Source organism: Candidatus Limnocylindrales bacterium (assembly GCA_035559535.1).
GTDB lineage: Bacteria > Moduliflexota > Moduliflexia > Moduliflexales > JAUQPW01 > JAUQPW01.
In genome coordinates this window covers 1-20,303 of the sequence record DATMBG010000058.1, presented here as the reverse complement: position 1 = coordinate 20,303, position 20,303 = coordinate 1, and the positions used below count along the sequence as shown (strand labels likewise).

Here is a 20,303-nt window from a genome sequence, read left to right as displayed (position 1 = left end):
GGGATGTGGACTTAGGGTTATGAAGTTAAATCCCCTCGAAATTCAAAATTATCTGAATACCCGATTAATAGGTAATTCTATTATCTGGGAATACGAAGTCCCTTCAACCAACGAGGTTGCCTTAGAACTGGCTTCTAAAGGAGCTTTGGAAGGTACTGTGGTGCTGGCGGAATCACAGACACGGGGGAGAGGACGTATGGGGCGGTCCTGGTATTCTCCACCCGGAGAGGGAATCTATATATCGGTTATTCTAAAACCTCCTCTTCCTCCCCAAAAAGCTTATCAGATCACTTTCATGGCTGCCGTAGCAGCCGCTGAAACATTGCGTCATTTGTCTGGCCTGGATGTACAAATTAAATGGCCGAATGATCTCATGATCAGAAATAAAAAGGTAGGAGGCATTCTGACCGAACTTAAAGCAGGACCGGATCGAATTCATTGGGTCGTCACAGGAATTGGAATCAATGCGAATATCGTTCAGTTCCCCCAGGAATTACAGGATCAGGTCACTTCATTGATGCTGGAATCAGGTTACCCCGTTCGGCGTATTCCTTTAATACAAAGACTTTTAAGAAATTTCGAAAAATGGTATTTTCTGATTTTAGAAGGAAATTTCCCCAAACTCTTTGAGACCTGGTGCTCCTTATCCTGTACGCTGGGAAATCAAGTGGAAATTAAAATTGGTGAGGAAATTATCCGTGGCCTGGCAACCCGGGTCGAACAGGACGGAACCCTTTATGTAAGAGAAGATTCCGGTCAAGAAAGGCCCATCGTAACAGGAGACGTAGCCCTGGTGGCTCAAAAATGAGTTAAAGTATTCTAAGTTCTATTCCCTTGCCGTTTTTAACTGTCAACCCATGAAAAAGATCTTGAAGAGGATAGAAGGTATGGGGGCATGAGCGTATAGGAGTATGGAGGTAAGGGGGGTAAATTCCCCCACACGCCCGTACTCCCACACTCCCACACTCCCATACTCCCATACTCCCCTTGTTACTTGTTATTGATATTGGTAATACCAACATTGTCCTTGGAGTTTATAAGGGAAAAGTCCTTTTAAATAGCTGGCGTATCTCAACCCAGCGAGAGCGAACGGTCGATGAACACGGTATTCTCATACGGGAATTTTTCCAAATTGCAGGTCTCAATCCCGAACAGGTCAGAGGTGTTGCAATTTCTTCTGTAGTCCCACCTTTGACAGGAGTTTTAGAAGAAACCTCCCGTCGGTATTTCCATCAGGATCCCTTAGTTATCGAGCCGAGCCTTCATGCCGGCATGCCGATTCTCTATGATAATCCCAAAGAAGTCGGTGCAGATCGAATTGTTAATGCCGTGGCGGCCTTTGATATGTTTGGAGGACCTCTCATCATTGTCGATTTTGGGACTGCAACTACTTTTTGTGCTGTATCAGAGCGAGGAGAGTATCTGGGGGGCGTGATAACTCCTGGAATTTCTATCTCCGCAGAAGCTCTGTTTCAACGAACCGCTAAGCTACCGAAAGTGGGTATCCGTAAACCGGAAAAGGTAATAGGAAAAAATACCGTATCCAGTATAGAATCAGGACTTTTTTATGGATATGTTTCTCTGGTTGATGGAATTATTGGGCGGATGAAAAGAGAGCTCGGTTCCAATCCGATCATTATCGCAACGGGTGGGCTGGCCCATCTCATCGGGGATGAATCTCAAGAAATTCAAAAAGTTCTTCCTCATTTGACGCTGGAAGGGCTACGGATTATATTTGAAAAAAACAGAGGTCAACGGTCCTGACTTCAGATCCCTAAGATGGATTCTATGTACCTTGAAGAAATTGAAAAATACTTCATCCAAAAACGTGAGCGTGCAGCAAGCCTGGCCCCCATTGACTGGCCTATTGTTAAATCCTGGGAAGAACGAGGTATTCCCCTGGAAGTTGTTTTTAAGGGAATCGATACCGCCTTTGCCCGCTTCCAGGAAAAAAAAGATTCGGAAGAAGAGGTCATTCGTTCCCTGGCCTATTGTCAGTACGATGTGGAGAATTGCTGGCAGACCTATCAAGAGATGGTTCTGGGGAAACCCGAATCGGAATTACAAAAGGCCAGACCTTTGCAAAAAGAACACGAGAAGATGCTCCAACACCTGAATAAACTTATTACCCAACTCACCCGGTTCTTAGAAATGCCGGCATATCAACAGATTTTTGAGGCTCTACAGCAAACTACTTCCTCTCTGAATTCCCTTCGCTCCCAGGTTGAAGAAACGCCTTCGACTTTTGACCCTGCCCAGGTTCACGGTCAGTTGAAGGAGCTGGAAGAGAAATTGATCCTGACCATTAAGAAAACATTACCGGTTACTCAGATAGAACGTCTCTTCGTGCAAGCTGAACAAAAATTAGTACCTTATAAAGAAAATATGAGTCCCCACATTTATCAGGAGACGCTCCAGGCTGTAATCCATAAAGAACTGCGCGACCTTTTTTCACTTCCTAACTTTGATTTCTTTTAGAAAGGAGAGCACCTATGTTACCCAATCTTGCCTATTCCCATAAGTTTGTTTCCGTTATTCTGATTTTTGTGGTATCAGCTACCTGGATCTTATCCGATACAGCTTCTTCCCAGGAAAAGCAACGACCCCAGGTTACTGCCAATCCGTTGAATATTACTCCGGACAGCGTCAAATGGAGCCCCTGTAGACCCGATGCGCCGGATGGCTGTGAAGTCGCCGTTCTTCGAGGAGATCCAACAAAAGAACCATCCGATGTTTTGATCCGACTGCCTAAATCCTTTGTGGGCGTAAAACACTGGCATAGTAATGCCGAACAAATTGTTGGAGTGAAAGGCAAACTCACCCTTCCCCTTGAGGGGGGAAAGGAGTTGGTGATTGGCCCGGGTACGTATGGATATATACCGGCCGGTATGATCCATCAAGGCCGTTGCGGTGATGAGGAAGATTGCCTGTTTTACGTCATGAGAGATAAACCAGCCGATTTTAATCCGGTTAAATAAGGAACTTGCGGGGTGAAGAAAACATAGTCGGGCTGGAAGAATTTAACTTGAAGGGGAGAAGAAATTTTTCATTAAAAGGAAGTTCTAGAAATTTTGGAACCCCCCGAAGCATCCGGGATGAGACCCGGACCCAGAAGAAGCCCACATAGGGTAAGGATCTTTCGCTTTATCTGTGTTTCTGCTTTTCCACGTTTCATTCCGGATGTTCTTGCAAATCAGAATGGCCAAATTACCTATCCTCATTATCTTACAGATTTTCCCTCCCACCCTATAGGACCCCTTCTTAGAATTTATAGGTTTTTACCTTATCTTCTTTATCCTCTTCGTAATACTCCGAGGTATTCCTGGCATTTGTTATTTCTCCCAGGGTTTTAAACAGATCTGCCAGAGGCACACACTTTTTTCCTTTGACCCCTTTAACGGTAAATTCCACCTCCCCATTGGGTTTTATAATAAATTCGATCTCTTTTTTTTCCATATTACCATTTGCGAATGACAACCCGAATGCTATTGTCTTCCATAACCTCCTCTTTTATGAAGGAAAATCCAGCTTTTTTAGCTTCCTTAACTACTTTATTATAGGCATATCGTTGGGTTAATCTATCCAGGAAGTTTCCTTGTTTCTTGAGGACTTCTTCATCTCCCACCATTTCATACTGACCCTGATCATTGATCCTGAATCCAACCCTTCCAAAAGGGGTTACAGATAGGAAGCTAATGGGTTGTGTTTTTGCGTACAGGGTCATTTCTGTTTGAGGGATTACGGTACATTTTAACTCCCGTAAGCTCTCCTTCAGGATATCCCCATCTCGTAATTCAGTTTTAATGGATACAAATCTAGACATATTCTAAACTTTCACAAGTTGGACAGGCCTTCCTTCGATCTCGACAGAGCAGGCAATAGGCCTTTCCACACCTGCCACAGGATTTTAGTTCATCCCTATGCTCATAACAGAACGGCAATTGACACTGCGAGCAAATTTCGGCACATAGGACACAAATTTTTTCACTGCCAATGTCACAACTTCGGATAAATTCTTTACTAACCCTTGTATAACAACTTTGGCAGCGGGCGGAATCTTTCTGACAAAGTCGTTTTTTACTGAGGGTACAGGTGTACGCATGACGGGTACAAATCTGACAACTACAGGTCTCACAAATCTCTATACAATGGGTGCAGGTGAGTTGTCCACAAAAGCTGCAGGCAATTAAATGGGTATTACAAACCTCTTCTTCACAATGGGCACAGGAAGTTTTGCACCGGGAACAGGTTTTTCCCTCACAGACGGTACATCGAATAAGATGTCTGCCGCATACCGTCCAGCCACAGACCTGACAAGTTTCGGCGCAGGTTTCACAAAATTCGATTTTACACAATCGGCATCCCAGGACATGTTGGTTACAAAACCACTTGCCACACTCATTACAAATCCGTCTGCAATCCTGGCAAACATCGATTTGGCAATACTCACAGGCATGAATTCCACAACTGGAACAGACGTCTTGATCGCATTCCTGGCAATGACCCAGGCACTTATTACAGGCTATATGAGCCCCAAGTCCACACATCCCGGCTATGTAAAGTTGGGTATCACAGGAACTACAGACCGGGTATTCTACCTTACCTGAAAAAAGATTTTTAACTAAAACCAGTTCCTCTTCCTTACCATACGCTCTCAAAAGAAATCGCCGATACAAAACAGGGGTTTGAACACTACAAAAATTGATCAGGGATATTAAAATTTGAATTTGATGATTATCTAATTCTTCTTCAACTTTTAACCGATATTCTTGTTGGAGAAGTTCCAGTTTTTTTTCTCGCTGTCTCTCATCGGTTCCTGTTACCTCATCCTGACATTGACGATAATAAACCTCCAAACGAGAAAGATTATTATAGAGCCTCTCCATTAACTTTTCCTGAAGTTTGATACTCTGCTCTCGGGCATAGGCCTGTACTTCGGTCAGGCATCGCTCATACAACTGACGTATTTTGTTCCGGGATAAGGGAGGTCGAGATTTTTGCCCGTTTAATTCTCCCTGAATCCAAAATAATTCGGAGAAGGGATCAGGACATCGGGTTATAACTCCTCGAGAATCTATCTTAAGGGCATAGGTTTCCTCTATTTTTTCATCAAACCAGTAGGTTATTTTAAAATTGAAATACCAATCGACCTGATAGGTCCGTTGGGTTTTTTTACCAACAAGCTCTCCATTACAGAATTGAATAGTTTCTAAAGAAGTTCTTTTTGTAGTAGATATCCGCCTGGGAAGTTTTAAAAAGGTTTTAATCCCACGATCTTTCAACAGATCATAGATCTGGTTAAAGATATAACTTCCATAAGTAACCAGTTCAGTTTCCGGGCTCAAATACTGGGAGTTAAAAACCAATTGTAGGGTAGGTCGCTGAAAGTACGTAGTCAGTTCCGGGGATAAATCAATGCGTAGAACATGATCTTGTTCTGTAACTCTGCTTCCGTAGCTTTTAAAGAAATCTACAATGAACTCTTTCATATTTCCGGCTCGAATATTTCTGATAAGATGGCATCGGCTTCTTTAATCTTACGAAATTTCTGCCTCGCTTTCAAGATCTTATTTCCCAGTTCCTGGAATCTTTGGTCTAATTCCTCATTATTTTGACTTGAAATCCAGATATCCGTTATGACCTGCTCAAAACTTCTTTTGTCATCCATAGCTCCCAGGATTAAATCCAGCTCACCGATAACCAGTTCAAATAATCGAATCTTTTTAGCCAGGAGTTCCAGGATGTGGGCTTCAATTGTCGCGTTGGTAGAGAGGTTAAAAATTAAAACCTCTTTACTTTGTCCTAAACGATGTAACCTTCCGATACGTTGTTCTACCATCATAGGATTCCAGGGTAAATCATAGTTAATCATCTGATGACAAAACTGGAGATTAAGCCCTTCTCCACCGGCCTGGGTAGAGATTAAAACCTGGGCAGATCGTTCTAAATCCCGGATGGCTTCTAAACGTTGGGATAGACTCATACCACCGTGGAATATCCTGGTAGAGATCCCGTGGGTTTCTAAGGTTTCTTGAAGATAAAAGAGGGTATTCAAGAACTCCGTAAAAATAACAAACTTCCCTTTGAATTGATGGATGATTTCAAGTAGGGCTTCCACTTTACGAGGAGATCGAATCTTATCGGCCAACTCCATGAAAAATTGAAATCTCTGTCGGGTAATTCGGGGATATTGCTCCCGGTCTGCCATTTTTGCAAGGGTTGCTTTAACAGCTCTGGCGCTGCTACAGAGTTCCTTCTGTAGGGTGGTCAGGGAAAGCAAATGGTATTGATTTCTGGTTTCGGCTTTGAATTCTTCTCGAATGTAATTGGTTACCTCCTGGTAGAGGCGCTGTTCTTCAGGGGTCAGATTAAAATGATAAATGGCCGCCCGACGTGAGGGGAACTGAATACCGACACTTGATCGGCGGTTTCGAACCATCACCTCGGAGAGCAGTTTCTTTAACCTGGCTTCATTCTTGGGCTGCCTGGGGTCTTGCTTTGAGACATATTGCCTCTTAAAAGCCCGTATGGTTCCCAATAACCCCGGTTTCAAGATGGTAACCAGACTATAAAGCTCGGTGAGATCGTTATGGACCGGGGTTGCTGTCAACATCAAGACATATTTTTTCTTAATTTGATTGACAAACTTAAAGCGCTGGGTAAATCGGCTCTTGAGCTTATGGGCCTCATCAATGATTAACAGATCATAGCTATAGGGGTAAATAAGTTTGGCTATCTCAGGACGTTGAGCTTTCGACAAAGAGGCAATAATTTTATCTTCCTTCCAATCGGCTGGATTTTCAGCAATGATGAAGGTTTCTCCGAATTTAGTTAAAAGCTCTTCCTGCCACTGGGTGACCAGAGAAGCCGGCGTAAGAATAAGAATCTTTTTGATCAGACCCCTCTCCATAAGTTCTTTCATGATAATCCCGGCTTCAATGGTCTTCCCCAATCCTACTTCATCGGCTAATAAGGCCTGGCCCCGCATTTGGTTTAACACCTTAAGGGCGGTATCTAACTGGTGTTGATAATGGATGATATTCGAACTGGAGAGGGAGATAAGTTTATCAAAACCCTTAATTAAGGCGTGTTCTTCAACCTGCAGGCGCAAGAGGTAATCTTGATAACTATCCACGCGACGGCTGTTGAGAATTCTATTAAAATCCAAGGTAACTTTCACAACCGGTTCGGGAATCTCCAGATTTCGATTTTTCAGAAAATCGGCATAAAGATGGCCGGTTTGATAATCATATCCACAACGGAAGCATTCTACCACACTGATATGATCAAGCCAGCCACACTTGGGGCATCGTTTAGCAGAAACATCAGGAGTTTCTCTTTTCAGTTCCGATTTGACCCTTTTCTCCTCGGGTATTTCAAGCCATTCGAATCTTTCTATATCCATTTTGTTTTGGCCTCCCGGCAGGTCCCTCTTCCAGCTTCTGAGCTGTTGAAAATTCTGTGAAATCAGCCTGCTATGGGCTTTCTTGAAAAAAGAAGATTACCACATAGCAACGGGAAGTTCAAGAGAAAAATTTAAATTAATTTAAAGATATCGTAATAAAATAAGGCTTTTTTCTCTGAGAAAACAGCTCTCCCTTTAGGGAAATCGAAGGTAATGTATCCTTTAAGGGCCGTTTAAATCTCGGGTTAATAGCCTGGAACAGAACCAGAAACTATGGAACCGGGACTGTGAAGGATAGATCGGTAAAGTTATCTCCCCGTTGATTTTCTCGGAGGTTGTGGGCTATTGATGATGAGTACAAATTCCCCCGATGTTTTCTTTTCTTTATAGTAATCCCGTACCTTCCCGACCGGTCCTCGTCGAATTTCTTCAGAAGGAAGGGTCAAATCCAAAGCAACGGCTATTTCCTGATCCGGGCCAAAAATCAAAGTAATATCTTCTAAAACGGGAATAAGCCGATACGGCGTGTCTAATAACACAATAGGTTTTCTCTCTTTCTTGAGAGCAGAGAGTTCCCTGCGTCGTATTTCTTTTTTAGGAGAGAGCCAGCCGTAATAAAGGAATTTACTCAGGTCAAATCCACAAACAACCAGCGCTGCCATGAGGGAAGAGGGCCCTGGAACAGGATGTACGGGTATGCTCGCCTCAAGGGCTTTCTGAACCAATGACAATCCTGGATCAGAAAAAACAGGAGTACCAGCATCCGAGATCAGGGCAATCCTTTTCCCCTGAACCAACTGATCAAGAAGATAGGGAGTTATTTGGGCTTCATTATGCTCATTGAGGCTTTCCAGTTCGGTTTGGATCTCATAATGGTGGAGGAGCTTTTTTCCTTCTTTAAACTCTTCACAAACAACCAGATCTACTTCCCTCAAAATACGAAGGGCTCGTAAGGTTATATCCTCGTAGTTTCCAATGGGTGTTGAAACAATATATAAGATACCGGCCATGATAATAGATTTAAAATAGTTACTGATTTAGAGATTTAGACCAGACCCTTTTTAATTATAATACTTCTTCAACCTGAAAAGGAACCTTTGAGAGGTCATGATGGGCAATAGAGAGAAAGGTCTAAGATCCACTTTATTCTGACTATTCATGTCGAAGGGCTTCGATGGGATCCAGTTCAGAAGCTTTATGTGCCGGGTAAACACCGAAAAAGATCCCGACGAAAATGGAAAAACTAAGGGCTAAAATGATAGACCACAGTGAAACTTTAACCGGCAACGAAGGAAAGCTAAAAGCCAGCCCTCGAGCCAGACCAACCCCTAGAATCATCCCCAGTAATCCTCCCAATGCACTGATGGTAATAGACTCTACCAGGAATTGAGAAAGAATATCTCGTCTCTTGGCCCCTACAGCCTTCCGAATTCCAATCTCGTGGGTTCGTTCACTGACAGAAACCAACATGATATTCATAATTCCTATTCCTCCCACCACCAAAGAGATTCCGGCTATAGCCCCTAAAACCCAGGTTAAGGTAGTTAAAATAGAATTCATACTTTCTAACATGGCTGCCTGGGTCGTTATGGTAAAATCCTCTTCCCGGTGACGTTTGATCAAAAGTTGGGTAATCTGTCGCTTTGCTTCATCAACTTCCTTTTCACTGGTAGCTGCGGCCAGAATTTCAAAGAGTTTATCTGTGTCATACAATTCCTGGGCCGTTTTAACTGGTATAAATACGATGTCGTCGATATTAAATCCAAAGGTGATCCCTTTTTTTTCCATGATTCCAATAACCCGAAAGCTGACGTCATTGATTTTAACCATTTTTCCCAGAGGATTACTTTCTCCGAAAAGTTCCTGCTTGACTACCCTACCCAGGGTACAAACCTTACGTCGGGCGTCCACATCATCGGCACTGATAAAAGAGCCGATTTCTACATGGAGGTTTCGGACTTGCTGGAAGTCATAGGTAACGCCTAAAACCGTTGTATCCCGACTCCGGTTTTCGTATTTAACCTTTCCTGTTCCCATTACGATGGGGGCTACCTGTTTAACAGCCGTAGATCGCCGGGCTATGAACTCGGCATCTTCGTAGGTAAGTTTTTTGGCACTATCCACGCTTATGGGAGGTCCACCCGAGGTCTTTGCCTTTCCAGGGGTTACAACCAGGAGATTGGATCCGATTCCCATCAATTCTTTGGAAACATAAGCTTTGGCGCCTTCTCCAATAGAAACCAGGCAGATGACAGCAAAAACCCCGATAATGACCCCCAACATAGTCAAAGTTGAACGAATTTTATTGGAGGACAGAGCTTCTAAAGCAACGCGGATACTTTCTAAGACAGCCATTAAGAAGAAAATTCCATGGAGGAATGGAAGTTCCAGGGGGAAAAATTCTATCTCCACCGTCTCTCCATTCCTTCACCCTCTCTTTCTTTCCTTCTGGTTTCATCTTTAATAATCTCTCCATCCCGTAAGGTCACAATACGGTGGGTTCTTTGGGCAATAGAGAGATCATGGGTTACAATAACCAGGGTTACCCCTTGCCGGTTGAGTTTTTCAAAAATCTGTAGGATTTCATTTCCCGATCTGGTATCGAGATTTCCTGTGGGTTCATCTGCCAGAATAATCTGAGGGTTATTAACCAGAGCCCTGGCAATGGCAACCCTTTGACGTTGACCTCCGGAAAGTTCATTGGGTTTATGATGGATCCGATCGGCAAGGTCAACTGCTGTCAGAACCTCTCGGGCTCTCTCTTTTCTCTTTGAGCGGGGTACTCCGGCATAAATAAGGGGGAGTTCCACATTTTGTAAAGCATTAATTCGGGGGAGGAGATGGAACGATTGAAACACAAATCCGATTTTCTTGTTTCGAATTTCGGCCAACTGATCATCGTTTAAATCGGCAACCGAAACTCCTTCAAAAAAATAAGATCCGCGCGTTGGTTTATCCAGACAACCTAAGATATTCATCAACGTAGACTTACCAGACCCAGAAGGACCTACTAAAGATAGAAACTCTCCGGGTTTAATTTCCAAAGAAATGTTACGCAAAACCTCTACTTCTTGGGCTCCCAGAGCATACACCTTTGAAATATCTTTAAGCTGAATCATAGGGTTATGGGCTGAGGATGATGGATTTTCCCTCCTTAAGAGCCGGATCATCCAGGGTTGTAATAATTTGTTCCCCCTCCTTCAGACCGTCTAAAATCTCCGTATAGTCCCAATTGGATAGACCAGTTCTTACTTCACGCCGTTGAGCTTTTCCCTTCTCGATGGTAAAAACCATCTTCTTAGTTTCCCTTTCCATAATAGCCGCCGTTGGAACATAGAGAACATTTTGACCTTTTCCCACAATAATCTCGATATCGGCGGAAAGTCCCGGCATTAGCCCTTCCATTTCGGAATTCAGTCTAACTTTCACTTTGGAGGTTCGAGTCTCTAACTTTTTAGCCGAAATGACCGGGGAGATTTCCGAAACGACTCCCTGAAAGGTTTTATTGGGAAAAGCGTCCAAGGTTACGCGGACCTCTTGGCCTACTTTAACCTTTCTAACATCGGCCTCATCAATGGTTGCGCTGATATACAGTTTTGAAGTATCAACGATCCTTGCGATGGGTTGTCCAGGAGTAATAAACTCTCCCTGTTTGACAGAGACTTCCGTGATTAAACCTGAGAAAGGTGCCATAATGACCTTACGACTCAGGCCGATTTCTGCCAGCGTTAAAGCAGCCTTCATCTGTTCCCGGGCAGCATAGGCAGAAGCAACTTCCTGTTCTTTTGCACGAACCTGAGATTTATTAGCTAGGGCTGTTTCATATTGAGCCCGTGCAATGGTATAAGCCCGTTCGGCCTCATCCAACCTATCTTTGGGCATAATCCCCTGCACATATAACTTCCGAATTCGATTTAACGTACCTTCGGCATGCTGAAGATTGGCTTTGGCTTCGTCCAATTGAGGTTGAATAAGCGCCTTGCTCATTTGATAACCGGTTTGAGCTTCCTTTAATCGAGCTTCTGCAGCCAGCAAATTAGCCCTGGCTTGCTGGACTTGCGCCTGGGCTTCGCTCTTTTCCAGGTGAAGGAGTGGTTTACCCCCTTCTATATAATCCCCTTCTTTAACATAAAGTTTTTCAATCCGACCCGATACTTCGGCGCTGATAGTTACCTCTTGATCGGATTCAATTGTTCCAGTGGCCGTTGAAGAAACCGTTTCTACAATATCTCCTCTCTTTACCGTAACCGCTTTTACAGGCAATACTTGCTTTTTCTGATAGTAATCATTTCCCAGATAACCCACCAGAGCTATTAAAATCACTCCCATGACCTGTTTAACTAAACCTTTCATCTTGGTCGAATTCCTTCAAAAATAATCTCGATCTTTTCCAATAAATCTCCGGCTAAGGAATCCTCCTTCTCGGATTCAAGCCATTTAAAAACCGAAGAAAAGTAAATACCTTCCAAAATCTCGGCCAGTTTGAGCGCTTTAAACTCCCTTCGAATCTCACCTCGTCTCTGGCCTTTATCAATTAAATGCTCAAGGAGAGATCGAAAATAGTGTTGCTGTTCCTTGACTTCCTCTTTAACAGACTTCCTGGCTTTGAAGGACTGCATCACTATCCATTTCACCAAAGGTTTTTCTTTCAAGTTTTCTTGAGCCAGGATTTCAAAAATTCTCTTAAGTATTGCTTCAATCGTCAGGTCCTCCGATATAGTCTCACGGAAGGCTTCTTGAATAGCCTCCATACGTCTCTCCCCTAAATAAATTAAAATAGACTCCTTTCGGGGAAAGTAATTAAAAAAAGTACCCTTCCCCACATCTGCTTTTTCGGTAATTTCCTCTACCGTGGTATTCTCAAAACCTTTTTCCAAAAAAAGGGAGAGAGCTGCCTTAAAAATCTTTTCCTTTGTCTCGATCTTTTTACGCTCGCGACGAGATAGAGAAGTATTTTTCACAGTAGTTGCGCAAGTTCCTTCACGAAGGATCCGATTATATCTTTTCAAGATGAAAAGGATCCAGTAGGAAGGTCATTACGGGCGACAACCCGACTTAACCCCTTTATGTTAAGGAATGTAAACGGGTTAGAATGACCGTGGTTAACTTACATGGGACCTGAAATTAATTATGACCATACTCTAAAATTGACTCTGGTCCTAAATATATCTCCTTCAGGGATCAACGGCAAGACCCAAATAACTGGCAATTAATTTGCAATAATTTATTGCCGGATTTCCTGGAAACTTCAATAAGTTAATAAAGGGTTCTTGACACAGATGGGCAGAACTGTTATTTTAGCCTAGATTTTATCTTTCCTTGATTTCTTAATCAAGAGACATACAGAGGAATTTGCAGCGATAAAACAGATAAACTGTTTTAGAGTAGGGATGAGGTTACCTCATTTCTACTCTTATACCACAGATCATCACCTATTAAAGCAATCCCAGAAGAGATGAAAACATTAGAAAAAGAGATGGTGCATTCTATTCTTCCCCATGGTGGAAGGCTGATCAACAGAGTTTTGGAAGGGGAACAACGTCAAAATGCTTTGGATCGGATCGAACGGATGGAAAGGATTTATTTGAGCAACCGAGAGATTTCCGACCTGGAAATGATTGCCGTAGGAGCCTTCTCTCCCCTGGAGGGGTTTATGGGGCGGGAGGACTATGAAAGTGTCGTTTATCGGATGCGTCTGGCCAATGGACTCCCCTGGACCATTCCTATTACCCTTTCCGTCTCTAAAGAGAAAGCGGACACTCTCAAGATCGGTGAGGAAATAGCCCTTTATAGTCAGACCGAGGTTCCGGTAGGTATTTTACATTTACAAGAGAAATACACGTACGATAAAGAAATAGAGGCTAAACATGTTTTTTTAACAACCGAGCTTAAACATCCCGGCGTTGCTTATTTATATGAAATGAAAGAGATCCTTTTGGGGGGTCGGATAACGCTCCTGAATCGAATCAATTATGATTACTATGACAAATATCGCCTGGATCCTAAAGAAACTCGTTACCTATTCCGATACAAAGGCTGGCATCGGGTGGTGGCCTTTCAGACCCGAAATCCCATCCACAGGGCCCACGAATACATTCAGAAGTGTGCCCTGGAAACGGTGGACGGACTCCTGATTCATCCCCTTGTTGGAGAAACGAAAGGGGATGATATCCCTGCAGAGATTCGGATGAAGTGCTATCTGGCCTTGATTGAAAATTATTATCCAAAAGATCGGGTTCTGCTGGCTGTTTTTCCCGCTGCCATGAGATATGCAGGGCCCAGAGAAGCCATTTTCCATGCACTGGTACGAAAAAATTATGGTTGCACGCACTTCATCGTAGGACGCGATCATGCCGGGGTTGGTAATTATTACGGTACTTACGATGCCCAAAAGATATTTAGCCGATTTGGAAAAGATGAAATTGGAATCACGCCGGTTTTCTTCGATCACACGTTTTATTGCAGACGTTGCGGACACATGGCTTCTGAGAAGACCTGTGTTCATTCAGATGAACATCGGGTTATATTAAGCGGGACCAAGGTACGAGAAATGCTCCGGGCCGGTGAAATGCTTCCGGATGAATTTACCCGACGGGAGGTATCCAAAATTTTGATCGAAGCTTACCGTGAAACAAAATAAAAGGGGAAAAGCGAAAGACGAAAGTATCTCTTCTCTTGTCTTTTGCCTTTCGCCTTTTAATCATGGCTACGCAAAAAAAAGTTGCGATTATCGGATTGGATAGCGCGGCCCCTGAGTTAATTTTTGACCAATGGGCTGCAGATTTACCCAACCTAACTCTGCTCCGACAGCAGGGTATTTACGGAGAACTGGAAAGTTGTGATCCTCCCATTACCGTACCCGCCTGGATGACCATGATGACCAGCAAAGATCCCGGCCAACTGGGGGTTTATGGTTTTCGGAATCGAAAAGATTACTCCTATGATGGACTATATTTTGCCAACTCTCGGTCTATTCGAGAAGACACCGTATGGGACATTCTCTCCCGTCTGGGAAGAAAGGTTATCTTAGTTGGAATTCCTCAAACCTATCCCCCCAAAGCCATCAACGGCCAGATGATCACCTGTTTTCTCACTCCCAGTACCAAAAGTCAGTATACCTACCCCCCGGAACTACGACAAGAGGTGGAAGATCTGGTCGGGGAATATATCCTAGATGCCGATAACTTCAGGACTGAGGATAAAGAAGATTTACTCCGTCGCATCCATGAGATGACCCGTCGTCGTTTTAAAGTCGCCAAGTACTTATTGAAGAACAAGGAATGGGATTTTTTCATGATGGTGGAAATGGGAGTTGACCGTATTCATCACGGTTTTTGGAAGTATTTTGACAAAGGACATCGAAAATATGAACCGGGAAATTCCTTTGAGAGTGCCATTAAGGAGTATTACCGGTATATCGATCAGGAGATAGGGGAAATTCTCTCCTTGCTGGACAGAGATACCGTCACCCTGGTCGTCTCAGATCATGGCGCCAAGCGTATGGAAGGTGGAATCTGTGTTAACGAATGGTTAATCCAGGAAGGTTATCTCAAGCTCAGGTCTTATCCCAACGAAGTGATTCCCTTTTCCAAAGCGGAAGTGGACTGGGAACGTACAAAGGTTTGGAGTGAAGGTGGCTACTATGCCCGGGTATTCATGAACGTGAAGGGCCGGGAACCCCAGGGAGCCATTGATCCCAAGGATTACGAAAAAATTCGAGATGAGTTAATCGCAAAGCTGGAGGCTATGACCGATGAAAATGGTAAAAATATTGGAACCCGGGTGTTTAGACCGGAACAGCTTTATATCCAGTGTAACAATGTCCCTCCGGATTTGATCGTTTATTTTGGAAATCTAGACTGGAGATCCGTAGGAAGCATCGGACTCAAGACCATTCACACTTTCGAGAACGATACAGGTCCCGATGATGCCAATCATGCCAAATATGGAACCTTTATTCTCCGAGATCCTCAAAAGAGAATAGGAAAACGGGTTGACGGACTTCAAATCATGGATATCGCGCCAACAGTCTTAAATCTCATGGGTCTGGAAGTTCCCAGGGATATGCGAGGTAAAGTCATTCCTTATTAAATAATTAAATATTCATTAAAACCTCCCAGGAACATACAATACGCGCAGACTAATCCAATCAGAAAGGCAGGCGGTACGGTAAATCTGCAGTATCTTTATGTATGTTTAGGGACGATTCCTTTCCGGTGGACGAGTTAAAAATTACAGTTAGTTTTAGTTTTTTCATACTTGTGGCTCTCCTTCTGGCTGCGCCTTTGAGTTCGAAGTGGCTGACTATAAATATGAAAGAGATTTTAGGAAGTAGCCAGAAAGAGAGTGTTTCAGATAATTCTCCACAACCCGCTGAGATATCTAAATCAAAGATTGCTCCTTTTTCTCGACCCCTGGAAGGAACCCTACCGGGTCAGGTACGTTACGCTAACTTACAATTTACCGTAACAAAGGCTATCATCAATAATCAAGTGCCTTTAAGCCCTATCAACCAGGGGCAGAAATATCAATCTGATCAGGCTTATGCTTATATTGATTTATCCGTCCATAATCCCTTGAGTGCAAAAGATCTATTCATTCCCCAAAACCTGGTAAAGCTCCAACTTGAGGATAAAACACTCTATTACGAGGTAAATCCCCCTATGAATCCAACAGCCGGTGAAGGGAATAAATGGAAAGATGTGATCGGTCCCCATGTTACCAAGGAGATCCGACTTATCTTTCCTGTACCTTTAAATGCCTCCTGGAAAGGAGCCAAATTAATCTTAAGCCAGCCGGGTAAGGAACCGACCACATTACCCTTTGATGGTCTGACTTCCCTGGCCCAATACCCGATCTTCCTACCGGTTAAAGGGGAAGCAACTGTAAAAGATACGCTGTATAAAATCCTGGCTTTATCCCTGGATCTGGATAATCAAGGGGAACGTGTCGAAGAAGGTAGACTTTTTCTAAAACTCGCCCTGCAGGTAACTTATAAGGGTAAATCGGCGGGGGGGATTTTTGTAGATGCCAATAACTTTCGTTTACTCCTACAGAGTGGGCCCCTGACCCCTATGGAATCTTTCCGCGAATTGATAACTCGAGGTGGTACGAAAGAAGGGGAGGTGATATTTTCTATACCGGTTTCTACCACCCGGGCAGAACTACAGGTCGGAGAGATCGAACAAGGTAAAACAGCTAAGATCCCTCTAAACCTCAAACCTACTAAATCCTGATTTTGCAGTTTACTCCCAAAATACAAAGAAATAGGAAAACACCAACCTCCGGTAATGTGTCTCTTTCCTGCTATTTTGAAACGGATCAAGGATAAACAAAGATCAGGCCTCAAACTCTAAAAGCTTCCGAAATCTTCAGGGTGATTTTTGGAGAGGAGGATAAATCAACAGGCCTTGTCGTTCTGTTCGGGCTCGTAACAAGTATCCCTCAAAAGTCGTTACATACAAGGTACGTAGGTCTGAATCCCCAAAAGTACAGTTGGTGGGTCGATCCACGGGTACCGGATGGGTTTCAAGCACACGACCGTTAGGTGCAAACACATAAATCATAGGACCGGGACCACTCTGTTTCCATCCGGCGGTGGCAATAATATTGCCTTCCGTATCCATGACCATGCCGTCAATTCCTCGATGGGGATAAAAGTTATGTAATACCTCATAGGGTCCTAGGGTATCATCCTCTTTAATGGGATAGGCTCGCAGTTCGCGCTTTTCATTTTCACCATACTTGCTTTGAGCCACATAGAGAATCTTATTATCTGGCGAGAGAAGCAGTCCATTAGGGCAGGTGGTATCATAGGTCATTCGTTTGACCCTCCAGGTTCCGTCCAGTTGTGGATCGGCGCGAAAAACAGATTCATGATCGAGTTCCATATCGGCGCGGAAGTCACCATAACGAGGGTCGGTAAACCAAATCCGACCTTGAAGATCTATAGCTAAATCGTTAGGACTGTTAAAACGCTTGCCTTCAAATCGATCACAGATGACGGTAGTACTCCCATCAGGCTCATAACGGACAATCCGTCGCCCCCCGCTACCCCCTTCACATGCATAGAGGCGTCCATTTTTATCTAGCATGAGACCATTGGCGTTATTAGTACCGCTTCGGACCTCCGTACATTGTCCGGTTTGTGGATCATAGCGCATAATCCGACTTTTAGGAATATTACTGAATAGAAGCCCGGTTCCATCCCAGGCAGGGCCTTCTGTGAGTTCCATGGGACCGGCTATTATCTCAAATTTCCAACTCATACTTTTCTCCTTACCAGGCCAGGGTTATTTACCATCAAAATTCAGCTTATTTTACTCTGTTCAATATTCCATTAACATGGAAATTCTTTAAAAAGATGAAAATATACTAATCCGTGGAATTCCCCCTGGTCAATAGATTTTTCATGGGAGTTTAATAACGATTCTCTGTAAATATTGCCCAAAGGGCAGGCGACCCTACGGAATCACCCACCAACAGAATGCCCCCCCCACTTACTTGCTTACTTGACCTGAAGCAGCTATAGCACCCATCCGGGGATCATACCATTGATAAGTAAACGAATCACCAGCCGCAGAGAGATTCACATTGACATTATTTTCCGCATTCAAATAATCCCGGAGATTAGACTGGTACCGCTCATTCCAGGTGTTCATAGCCGCCTTTCCATTTACCATAGGCCAAAGCCTCCCCCATCGATAAGCATTTGGATCTTCACTAATCTGCCATGAAGCCGCGTAGGCTCGTTGATAAGTGATTTGCCTTTGAGCTGATCCAGTACTCCGGGAGGATTATGTTCCTCCTTATCAAATCCAATAATTACGAATGTATTACCCATGGGCATCCTGAAGATAATGAGGATTAGAGTTATAAACACTCACTTTTCCGGTGGCTGCACGAGTTAAAGATATGGTATGGATTTGGGTATAGGAGAACAGGAGAATTAAAATCAGGGATTTAAGAAGATTAGGTTTTTTGCAAGTTCGTATTCTTGATACAGGGTAAGATCTACTTAACATCATTAAAAAAATCTTGACATCCCGCGTATCCTTGAAGATAATAAAAATGCCTTATCCTCAATGCCTAGAGGGATAGGGTTTATCTAGACATAACCGAGGGGGAAGTTGCCGCTTCCCCCTTTCACTTTTTATATCTCAAAGAGAAATCTTTTAAATTTTTACTGTTTACTTCATAACCTCCTTCATTAAAAATTCAGGCAGGATGTTTCCCATTTAGGGTTCCGCTTTAAGATTGAGGGTCAAAACAAGAACTTACTTATCCTGCTGATACAACCTGTTAGAGGGATTTGAGAAAGAGTTAAACCCTTAACTCAAATTATGGGGATAGGCCAGGTAGGGTTACTTTGGATACCTCCTTTCCAATTCTTAGGATCAACCTATCTTTTAAAACCGATCCTATCACATAAGGTAACCTGAATATCCTATGAGTATTTTTTAGTCAAGTCTTTTTTTAAAAAAACTTAAAGCCAAAATGGCGCTTTTTTTTCAAAACCCTGAAATTCTCTGTCAAAATAGCCTATCTCTAAAATTTCTTTTAGAGTTAAGGTTGAGAGAAAATGAACCAGATAAAGAAGAGAAAGAAAAACGGAGGGGTAAAAACGAAATCCGAGTTCTATCCAATTTTGGAAATTTTAAAGGGAGATTTTTCAAAGGAAGGAAAGTTGAGAGATGGTAAAGAAGATAGAATAAAGAGAAAAGAAGGAGAAGCAGACCCTCCGAGTCTGCTTAATTCAGGTAGTCGCTTAAGCTTTTGGCAATTGCCCGCTTTTTTAATTTCTCTTTGGCCCGCTTCTCCAGTTGTCGAACCCTTTCTCGACTGAGATGTAACCTTTCTCCGATTTCTTCCAGTGTCATAGGCCCTTCCTCGTCTATTCCATAGCGCAGTCGTAAAATGGTTGCTTCCCTAGGGTCTAATTCCTCCAAAAGTCTTTGAAGTTCTTCAATGAGGGTATGTTTAATCAAAATCTCATCGGGTGAAAGACCGTCTTTATTGGCGATCAGGTTCATCAAGGTAACTTTTTCATCATCGGTCGTTGACATATCTAAGGACAAAGGTCTTTGTGAGAATTCCTGGATGTCTCGAACTTCCTCTTCTGAAATATCCATTCGTTCAGCGATTTCTTTCAAAGTAAGTTCTTTTCCCTCTTGAGAGAGTTCTTGGGATATTTTACCGAGTTTTACTGCAAGTCCTTCTTGTTTTAAGGGCAGACGAATGGTTCGACCTTTTTCAGATAAAGCCCGTAAAATAGCCTGTCGAATCCACCAGACTGCATAGGAAATGAATTTAACATTCTTCGCCGGATCGAATCGCTTGGCCGCTTCAATAAGTCCGAGGTTTCCCTCATTGATTAAGTCGCTCAAAGGCAAACCAGTTCCTTGAAAACCTTGGGCAACTTTAACTACGAATTTTAGATTTCCTTCTACTAAGCGGTTCAATGCTTCACGATCCCCTTTCTGGATTCTCTGGGCCAATTCTTTTTCTTCTTCTCGGGTAGTGGTAGGAATCCTCCCGATTTCTTGCAGGTAAAGCCAGAGGTTTTTATCACCGGAAGCATCCGTTGTCATTTTGGACATTTTGGCTGTTTTTATAGCCATGATCCTGTACCTCCTTTCTATAAAGAATAGAGAAAAAAAAGGCAAGGATCAAAATCCCTGCCTTTGTAAGGCCAAAGTCAAAAAAAGATCCCAGCGACGACCTACTCTCCCACAGGGTCCCCCCTGCAGTACCATCGGCGCTGAAGGGCTTAACTTCCGTGTTCGGAATGGTAACGGGTGTTTCCCCTTCGCTATGGTCACTGGGATCTTCTTCTCCTGGCTTGGTGGGGGCCTTTTCTCCCAAGGCCCCCACCTCCCAACTTTAACCGTGAGCCACC

Annotated in this window: 20 protein-coding genes and 1 rRNA gene; 7 read left to right on the top strand and 14 right to left on the bottom strand. The window is 43.4% G+C overall.

Annotated elements, in window-relative coordinates; translation table 11 throughout:
• Positions 1-19 precede the first annotated feature (19 nt).
• The 4 genes from VNM22_21790 (at position 20) to VNM22_21775 (ending at position 2,978) form a co-directional block, all read left to right on the top strand.
• Positions 20-808, top strand: coding sequence for a biotin--[acetyl-CoA-carboxylase] ligase (locus tag VNM22_21790; protein ID HWP49803.1), 789 nt, complete (start codon positions 20-22; stop codon positions 806-808).
• A gap of 179 nt (positions 809-987) precedes the next feature.
• The gene (locus VNM22_21785; protein HWP49802.1) at positions 988-1,764 is read left to right on the top strand and encodes a type III pantothenate kinase; all 777 of its coding nucleotides are present in this window, start codon (positions 988-990) and stop codon (positions 1,762-1,764) included.
• Between the two features lie 24 nt (positions 1,765-1,788).
• Positions 1,789-2,478 carry a hypothetical protein gene (locus VNM22_21780; protein ID HWP49801.1) on the top strand — a complete coding sequence of 230 codons (690 nt, stop codon included), beginning with the start codon at positions 1,789-1,791 and terminating at the stop codon, positions 2,476-2,478.
• Positions 2,479-2,492: 14 nt separating this feature from the next.
• Entirely contained in the window at positions 2,493-2,978 is a 486-nt protein-coding gene (locus VNM22_21775; GenBank protein HWP49800.1) for a cupin domain-containing protein, read from the top strand.
• Positions 2,979-3,261: 283 nt separating this feature from the next.
• On the opposite strand, the gene VNM22_21770 is transcribed toward VNM22_21775, so the two are convergent.
• From VNM22_21770 to VNM22_21730, 9 genes are all read right to left on the bottom strand, one after another.
• Positions 3,262-3,456 carry a DUF2997 domain-containing protein gene (locus VNM22_21770; GenBank protein HWP49799.1) on the bottom strand — a complete coding sequence of 65 codons (195 nt, stop codon included), beginning with the start codon at positions 3,454-3,456 and terminating at the stop codon, positions 3,262-3,264.
• A 1-nt stretch (position 3,457) separates the two neighbouring features.
• Positions 3,458-3,823, bottom strand: coding sequence for a DUF1257 domain-containing protein (locus VNM22_21765; GenBank protein HWP49798.1), 366 nt, complete (start codon positions 3,821-3,823; stop codon positions 3,458-3,460).
• The gene (locus tag VNM22_21760) at positions 3,816-5,489 is read right to left on the bottom strand and encodes a hypothetical protein (GenBank protein HWP49797.1); all 1,674 of its coding nucleotides are present in this window, start codon (positions 5,487-5,489) and stop codon (positions 3,816-3,818) included. The genes VNM22_21765 and VNM22_21760 overlap by 8 nt, the downstream gene beginning before the upstream one ends.
• Complete coding sequence (locus VNM22_21755) at positions 5,486-7,405, bottom strand: SNF2-related protein (protein ID HWP49796.1); 1,920 nt, start codon at positions 7,403-7,405, stop codon at positions 5,486-5,488. Before VNM22_21755 ends, VNM22_21760 begins: the two co-directional genes overlap by 4 nt.
• Before the next feature lie 308 nt (positions 7,406-7,713).
• Positions 7,714-8,415, bottom strand: coding sequence for a 16S rRNA (cytidine(1402)-2'-O)-methyltransferase (rsmI, locus tag VNM22_21750; GenBank protein HWP49795.1), 702 nt, complete (start codon positions 8,413-8,415; stop codon positions 7,714-7,716).
• A 142-nt stretch (positions 8,416-8,557) separates the two neighbouring features.
• Positions 8,558-9,817 (bottom strand): ABC transporter permease, encoded by a 1,260-nt coding sequence (locus VNM22_21745; protein HWP49794.1) that lies wholly within the window; start codon positions 9,815-9,817, stop codon positions 8,558-8,560.
• A complete protein-coding gene (locus VNM22_21740) occupies positions 9,808-10,524 on the bottom strand; it encodes an ABC transporter ATP-binding protein (GenBank protein ID HWP49793.1) in 717 nt (238 codons plus the stop codon). The genes VNM22_21745 and VNM22_21740 overlap by 10 nt, the downstream gene beginning before the upstream one ends.
• 4 nt (positions 10,525-10,528) lie before the next feature.
• Entirely contained in the window at positions 10,529-11,758 is a 1,230-nt protein-coding gene (locus VNM22_21735) for an efflux RND transporter periplasmic adaptor subunit (protein HWP49792.1), read from the bottom strand.
• A complete protein-coding gene (locus VNM22_21730) occupies positions 11,755-12,414 on the bottom strand; it encodes a TetR/AcrR family transcriptional regulator (protein HWP49791.1) in 660 nt (219 codons plus the stop codon). Before VNM22_21730 ends, VNM22_21735 begins: the two co-directional genes overlap by 4 nt.
• Positions 12,415-12,860: 446 nt before the next feature.
• On the opposite strand from VNM22_21730, the gene sat reads away from it, so the two are divergent.
• The 3 genes from sat (at position 12,861) to VNM22_21715 (ending at position 16,641) form a co-directional block, all read left to right on the top strand.
• A complete protein-coding gene (sat, locus tag VNM22_21725; protein ID HWP49790.1) occupies positions 12,861-14,045 on the top strand; it encodes a sulfate adenylyltransferase in 1,185 nt (394 codons plus the stop codon).
• A 62-nt stretch (positions 14,046-14,107) separates the two neighbouring features.
• Positions 14,108-15,496, top strand: a complete 1,389-nt coding sequence (locus VNM22_21720) for an alkaline phosphatase family protein (protein ID HWP49789.1) — start codon at positions 14,108-14,110, stop codon at positions 15,494-15,496.
• Between the two features lie 101 nt (positions 15,497-15,597).
• Positions 15,598-16,641, top strand: a complete 1,044-nt coding sequence (locus tag VNM22_21715; protein HWP49788.1) for a hypothetical protein — start codon at positions 15,598-15,600, stop codon at positions 16,639-16,641.
• A 135-nt stretch (positions 16,642-16,776) separates the two neighbouring features.
• Here the strand turns inward: VNM22_21715 and VNM22_21710 are convergent, their stop codons facing one another.
• The 5 genes from VNM22_21710 to rrf all read right to left on the bottom strand — a co-directional run bounded on the left by VNM22_21710 (position 16,777) and on the right by rrf (position 20,230).
• Positions 16,777-17,673: an SMP-30/gluconolactonase/LRE family protein gene (locus VNM22_21710; protein HWP49787.1), complete on the bottom strand. Its 897-nt coding sequence runs from the start codon at positions 17,671-17,673 to the stop codon at positions 16,777-16,779.
• Positions 17,674-17,904: 231 nt separating this feature from the next.
• Positions 17,905-18,087 carry a hypothetical protein gene (locus VNM22_21705; GenBank protein ID HWP49786.1) on the bottom strand — a complete coding sequence of 61 codons (183 nt, stop codon included), beginning with the start codon at positions 18,085-18,087 and terminating at the stop codon, positions 17,905-17,907.
• Positions 18,081-18,248: a hypothetical protein gene (locus tag VNM22_21700; GenBank protein ID HWP49785.1), complete on the bottom strand. Its 168-nt coding sequence runs from the start codon at positions 18,246-18,248 to the stop codon at positions 18,081-18,083. The genes VNM22_21705 and VNM22_21700 overlap by 7 nt, the downstream gene beginning before the upstream one ends.
• A 907-nt stretch (positions 18,249-19,155) precedes the next feature.
• Positions 19,156-20,025 carry an RNA polymerase sigma factor RpoD/SigA gene (locus tag VNM22_21695; GenBank protein ID HWP49784.1) on the bottom strand — a complete coding sequence of 290 codons (870 nt, stop codon included), beginning with the start codon at positions 20,023-20,025 and terminating at the stop codon, positions 19,156-19,158.
• An 88-nt stretch (positions 20,026-20,113) separates the two neighbouring features.
• Positions 20,114-20,230, bottom strand: a 5S ribosomal RNA gene (gene rrf / locus VNM22_21690).
• Positions 20,231-20,303: the final 73 nt, after the last annotated feature.

Bases quoted from the DNA above. Each gene is read 5' to 3' on its own strand.
- VNM22_21790 (HWP49803.1), top strand. From the start codon at position 20: ATGAAGTTAAATCCCCTCGAAATTCAAAATTATCTGAATACCCGATTA.
- VNM22_21780 (HWP49801.1), top strand. From the start codon at position 1,789: ATGTACCTTGAAGAAATTGAAAAATACTTCATCCAAAAACGTGAGCGT.
- VNM22_21775 (HWP49800.1), top strand. From the start codon at position 2,493: ATGTTACCCAATCTTGCCTATTCCCATAAGTTTGTTTCCGTTATTCTG.
- VNM22_21770 (HWP49799.1), bottom strand. From the start codon at position 3,456: ATGGAAAAAAAAGAGATCGAATTTATTATAAAACCCAATGGGGAGGTG.
- VNM22_21765 (HWP49798.1), bottom strand. From the start codon at position 3,823: ATGTCTAGATTTGTATCCATTAAAACTGAATTACGAGATGGGGATATC.
- VNM22_21760 (HWP49797.1), bottom strand. From the start codon at position 5,489: ATGAAAGAGTTCATTGTAGATTTCTTTAAAAGCTACGGAAGCAGAGTT.
- VNM22_21755 (HWP49796.1), bottom strand. From the start codon at position 7,405: ATGGATATAGAAAGATTCGAATGGCTTGAAATACCCGAGGAGAAAAGG.
- rsmI (HWP49795.1), bottom strand. From the start codon at position 8,415: ATGGCCGGTATCTTATATATTGTTTCAACACCCATTGGAAACTACGAG.
- VNM22_21740 (HWP49793.1), bottom strand. From the start codon at position 10,524: ATGATTCAGCTTAAAGATATTTCAAAGGTGTATGCTCTGGGAGCCCAA.
- VNM22_21735 (HWP49792.1), bottom strand. From the start codon at position 11,758: ATGAAAGGTTTAGTTAAACAGGTCATGGGAGTGATTTTAATAGCTCTG.
- sat (HWP49790.1), top strand. From the start codon at position 12,861: ATGAAAACATTAGAAAAAGAGATGGTGCATTCTATTCTTCCCCATGGT.
- VNM22_21720 (HWP49789.1), top strand. From the start codon at position 14,108: ATGGCTACGCAAAAAAAAGTTGCGATTATCGGATTGGATAGCGCGGCC.
- VNM22_21715 (HWP49788.1), top strand. From the start codon at position 15,598: ATGTTTAGGGACGATTCCTTTCCGGTGGACGAGTTAAAAATTACAGTT.
- VNM22_21710 (HWP49787.1), bottom strand. From the start codon at position 17,673: ATGAGTTGGAAATTTGAGATAATAGCCGGTCCCATGGAACTCACAGAA.
- VNM22_21705 (HWP49786.1), bottom strand. From the start codon at position 18,087: ATGGTAAATGGAAAGGCGGCTATGAACACCTGGAATGAGCGGTACCAG.
- VNM22_21700 (HWP49785.1), bottom strand. From the start codon at position 18,248: ATGGGTAATACATTCGTAATTATTGGATTTGATAAGGAGGAACATAAT.
- VNM22_21695 (HWP49784.1), bottom strand. From the start codon at position 20,025: ATGGCTATAAAAACAGCCAAAATGTCCAAAATGACAACGGATGCTTCC.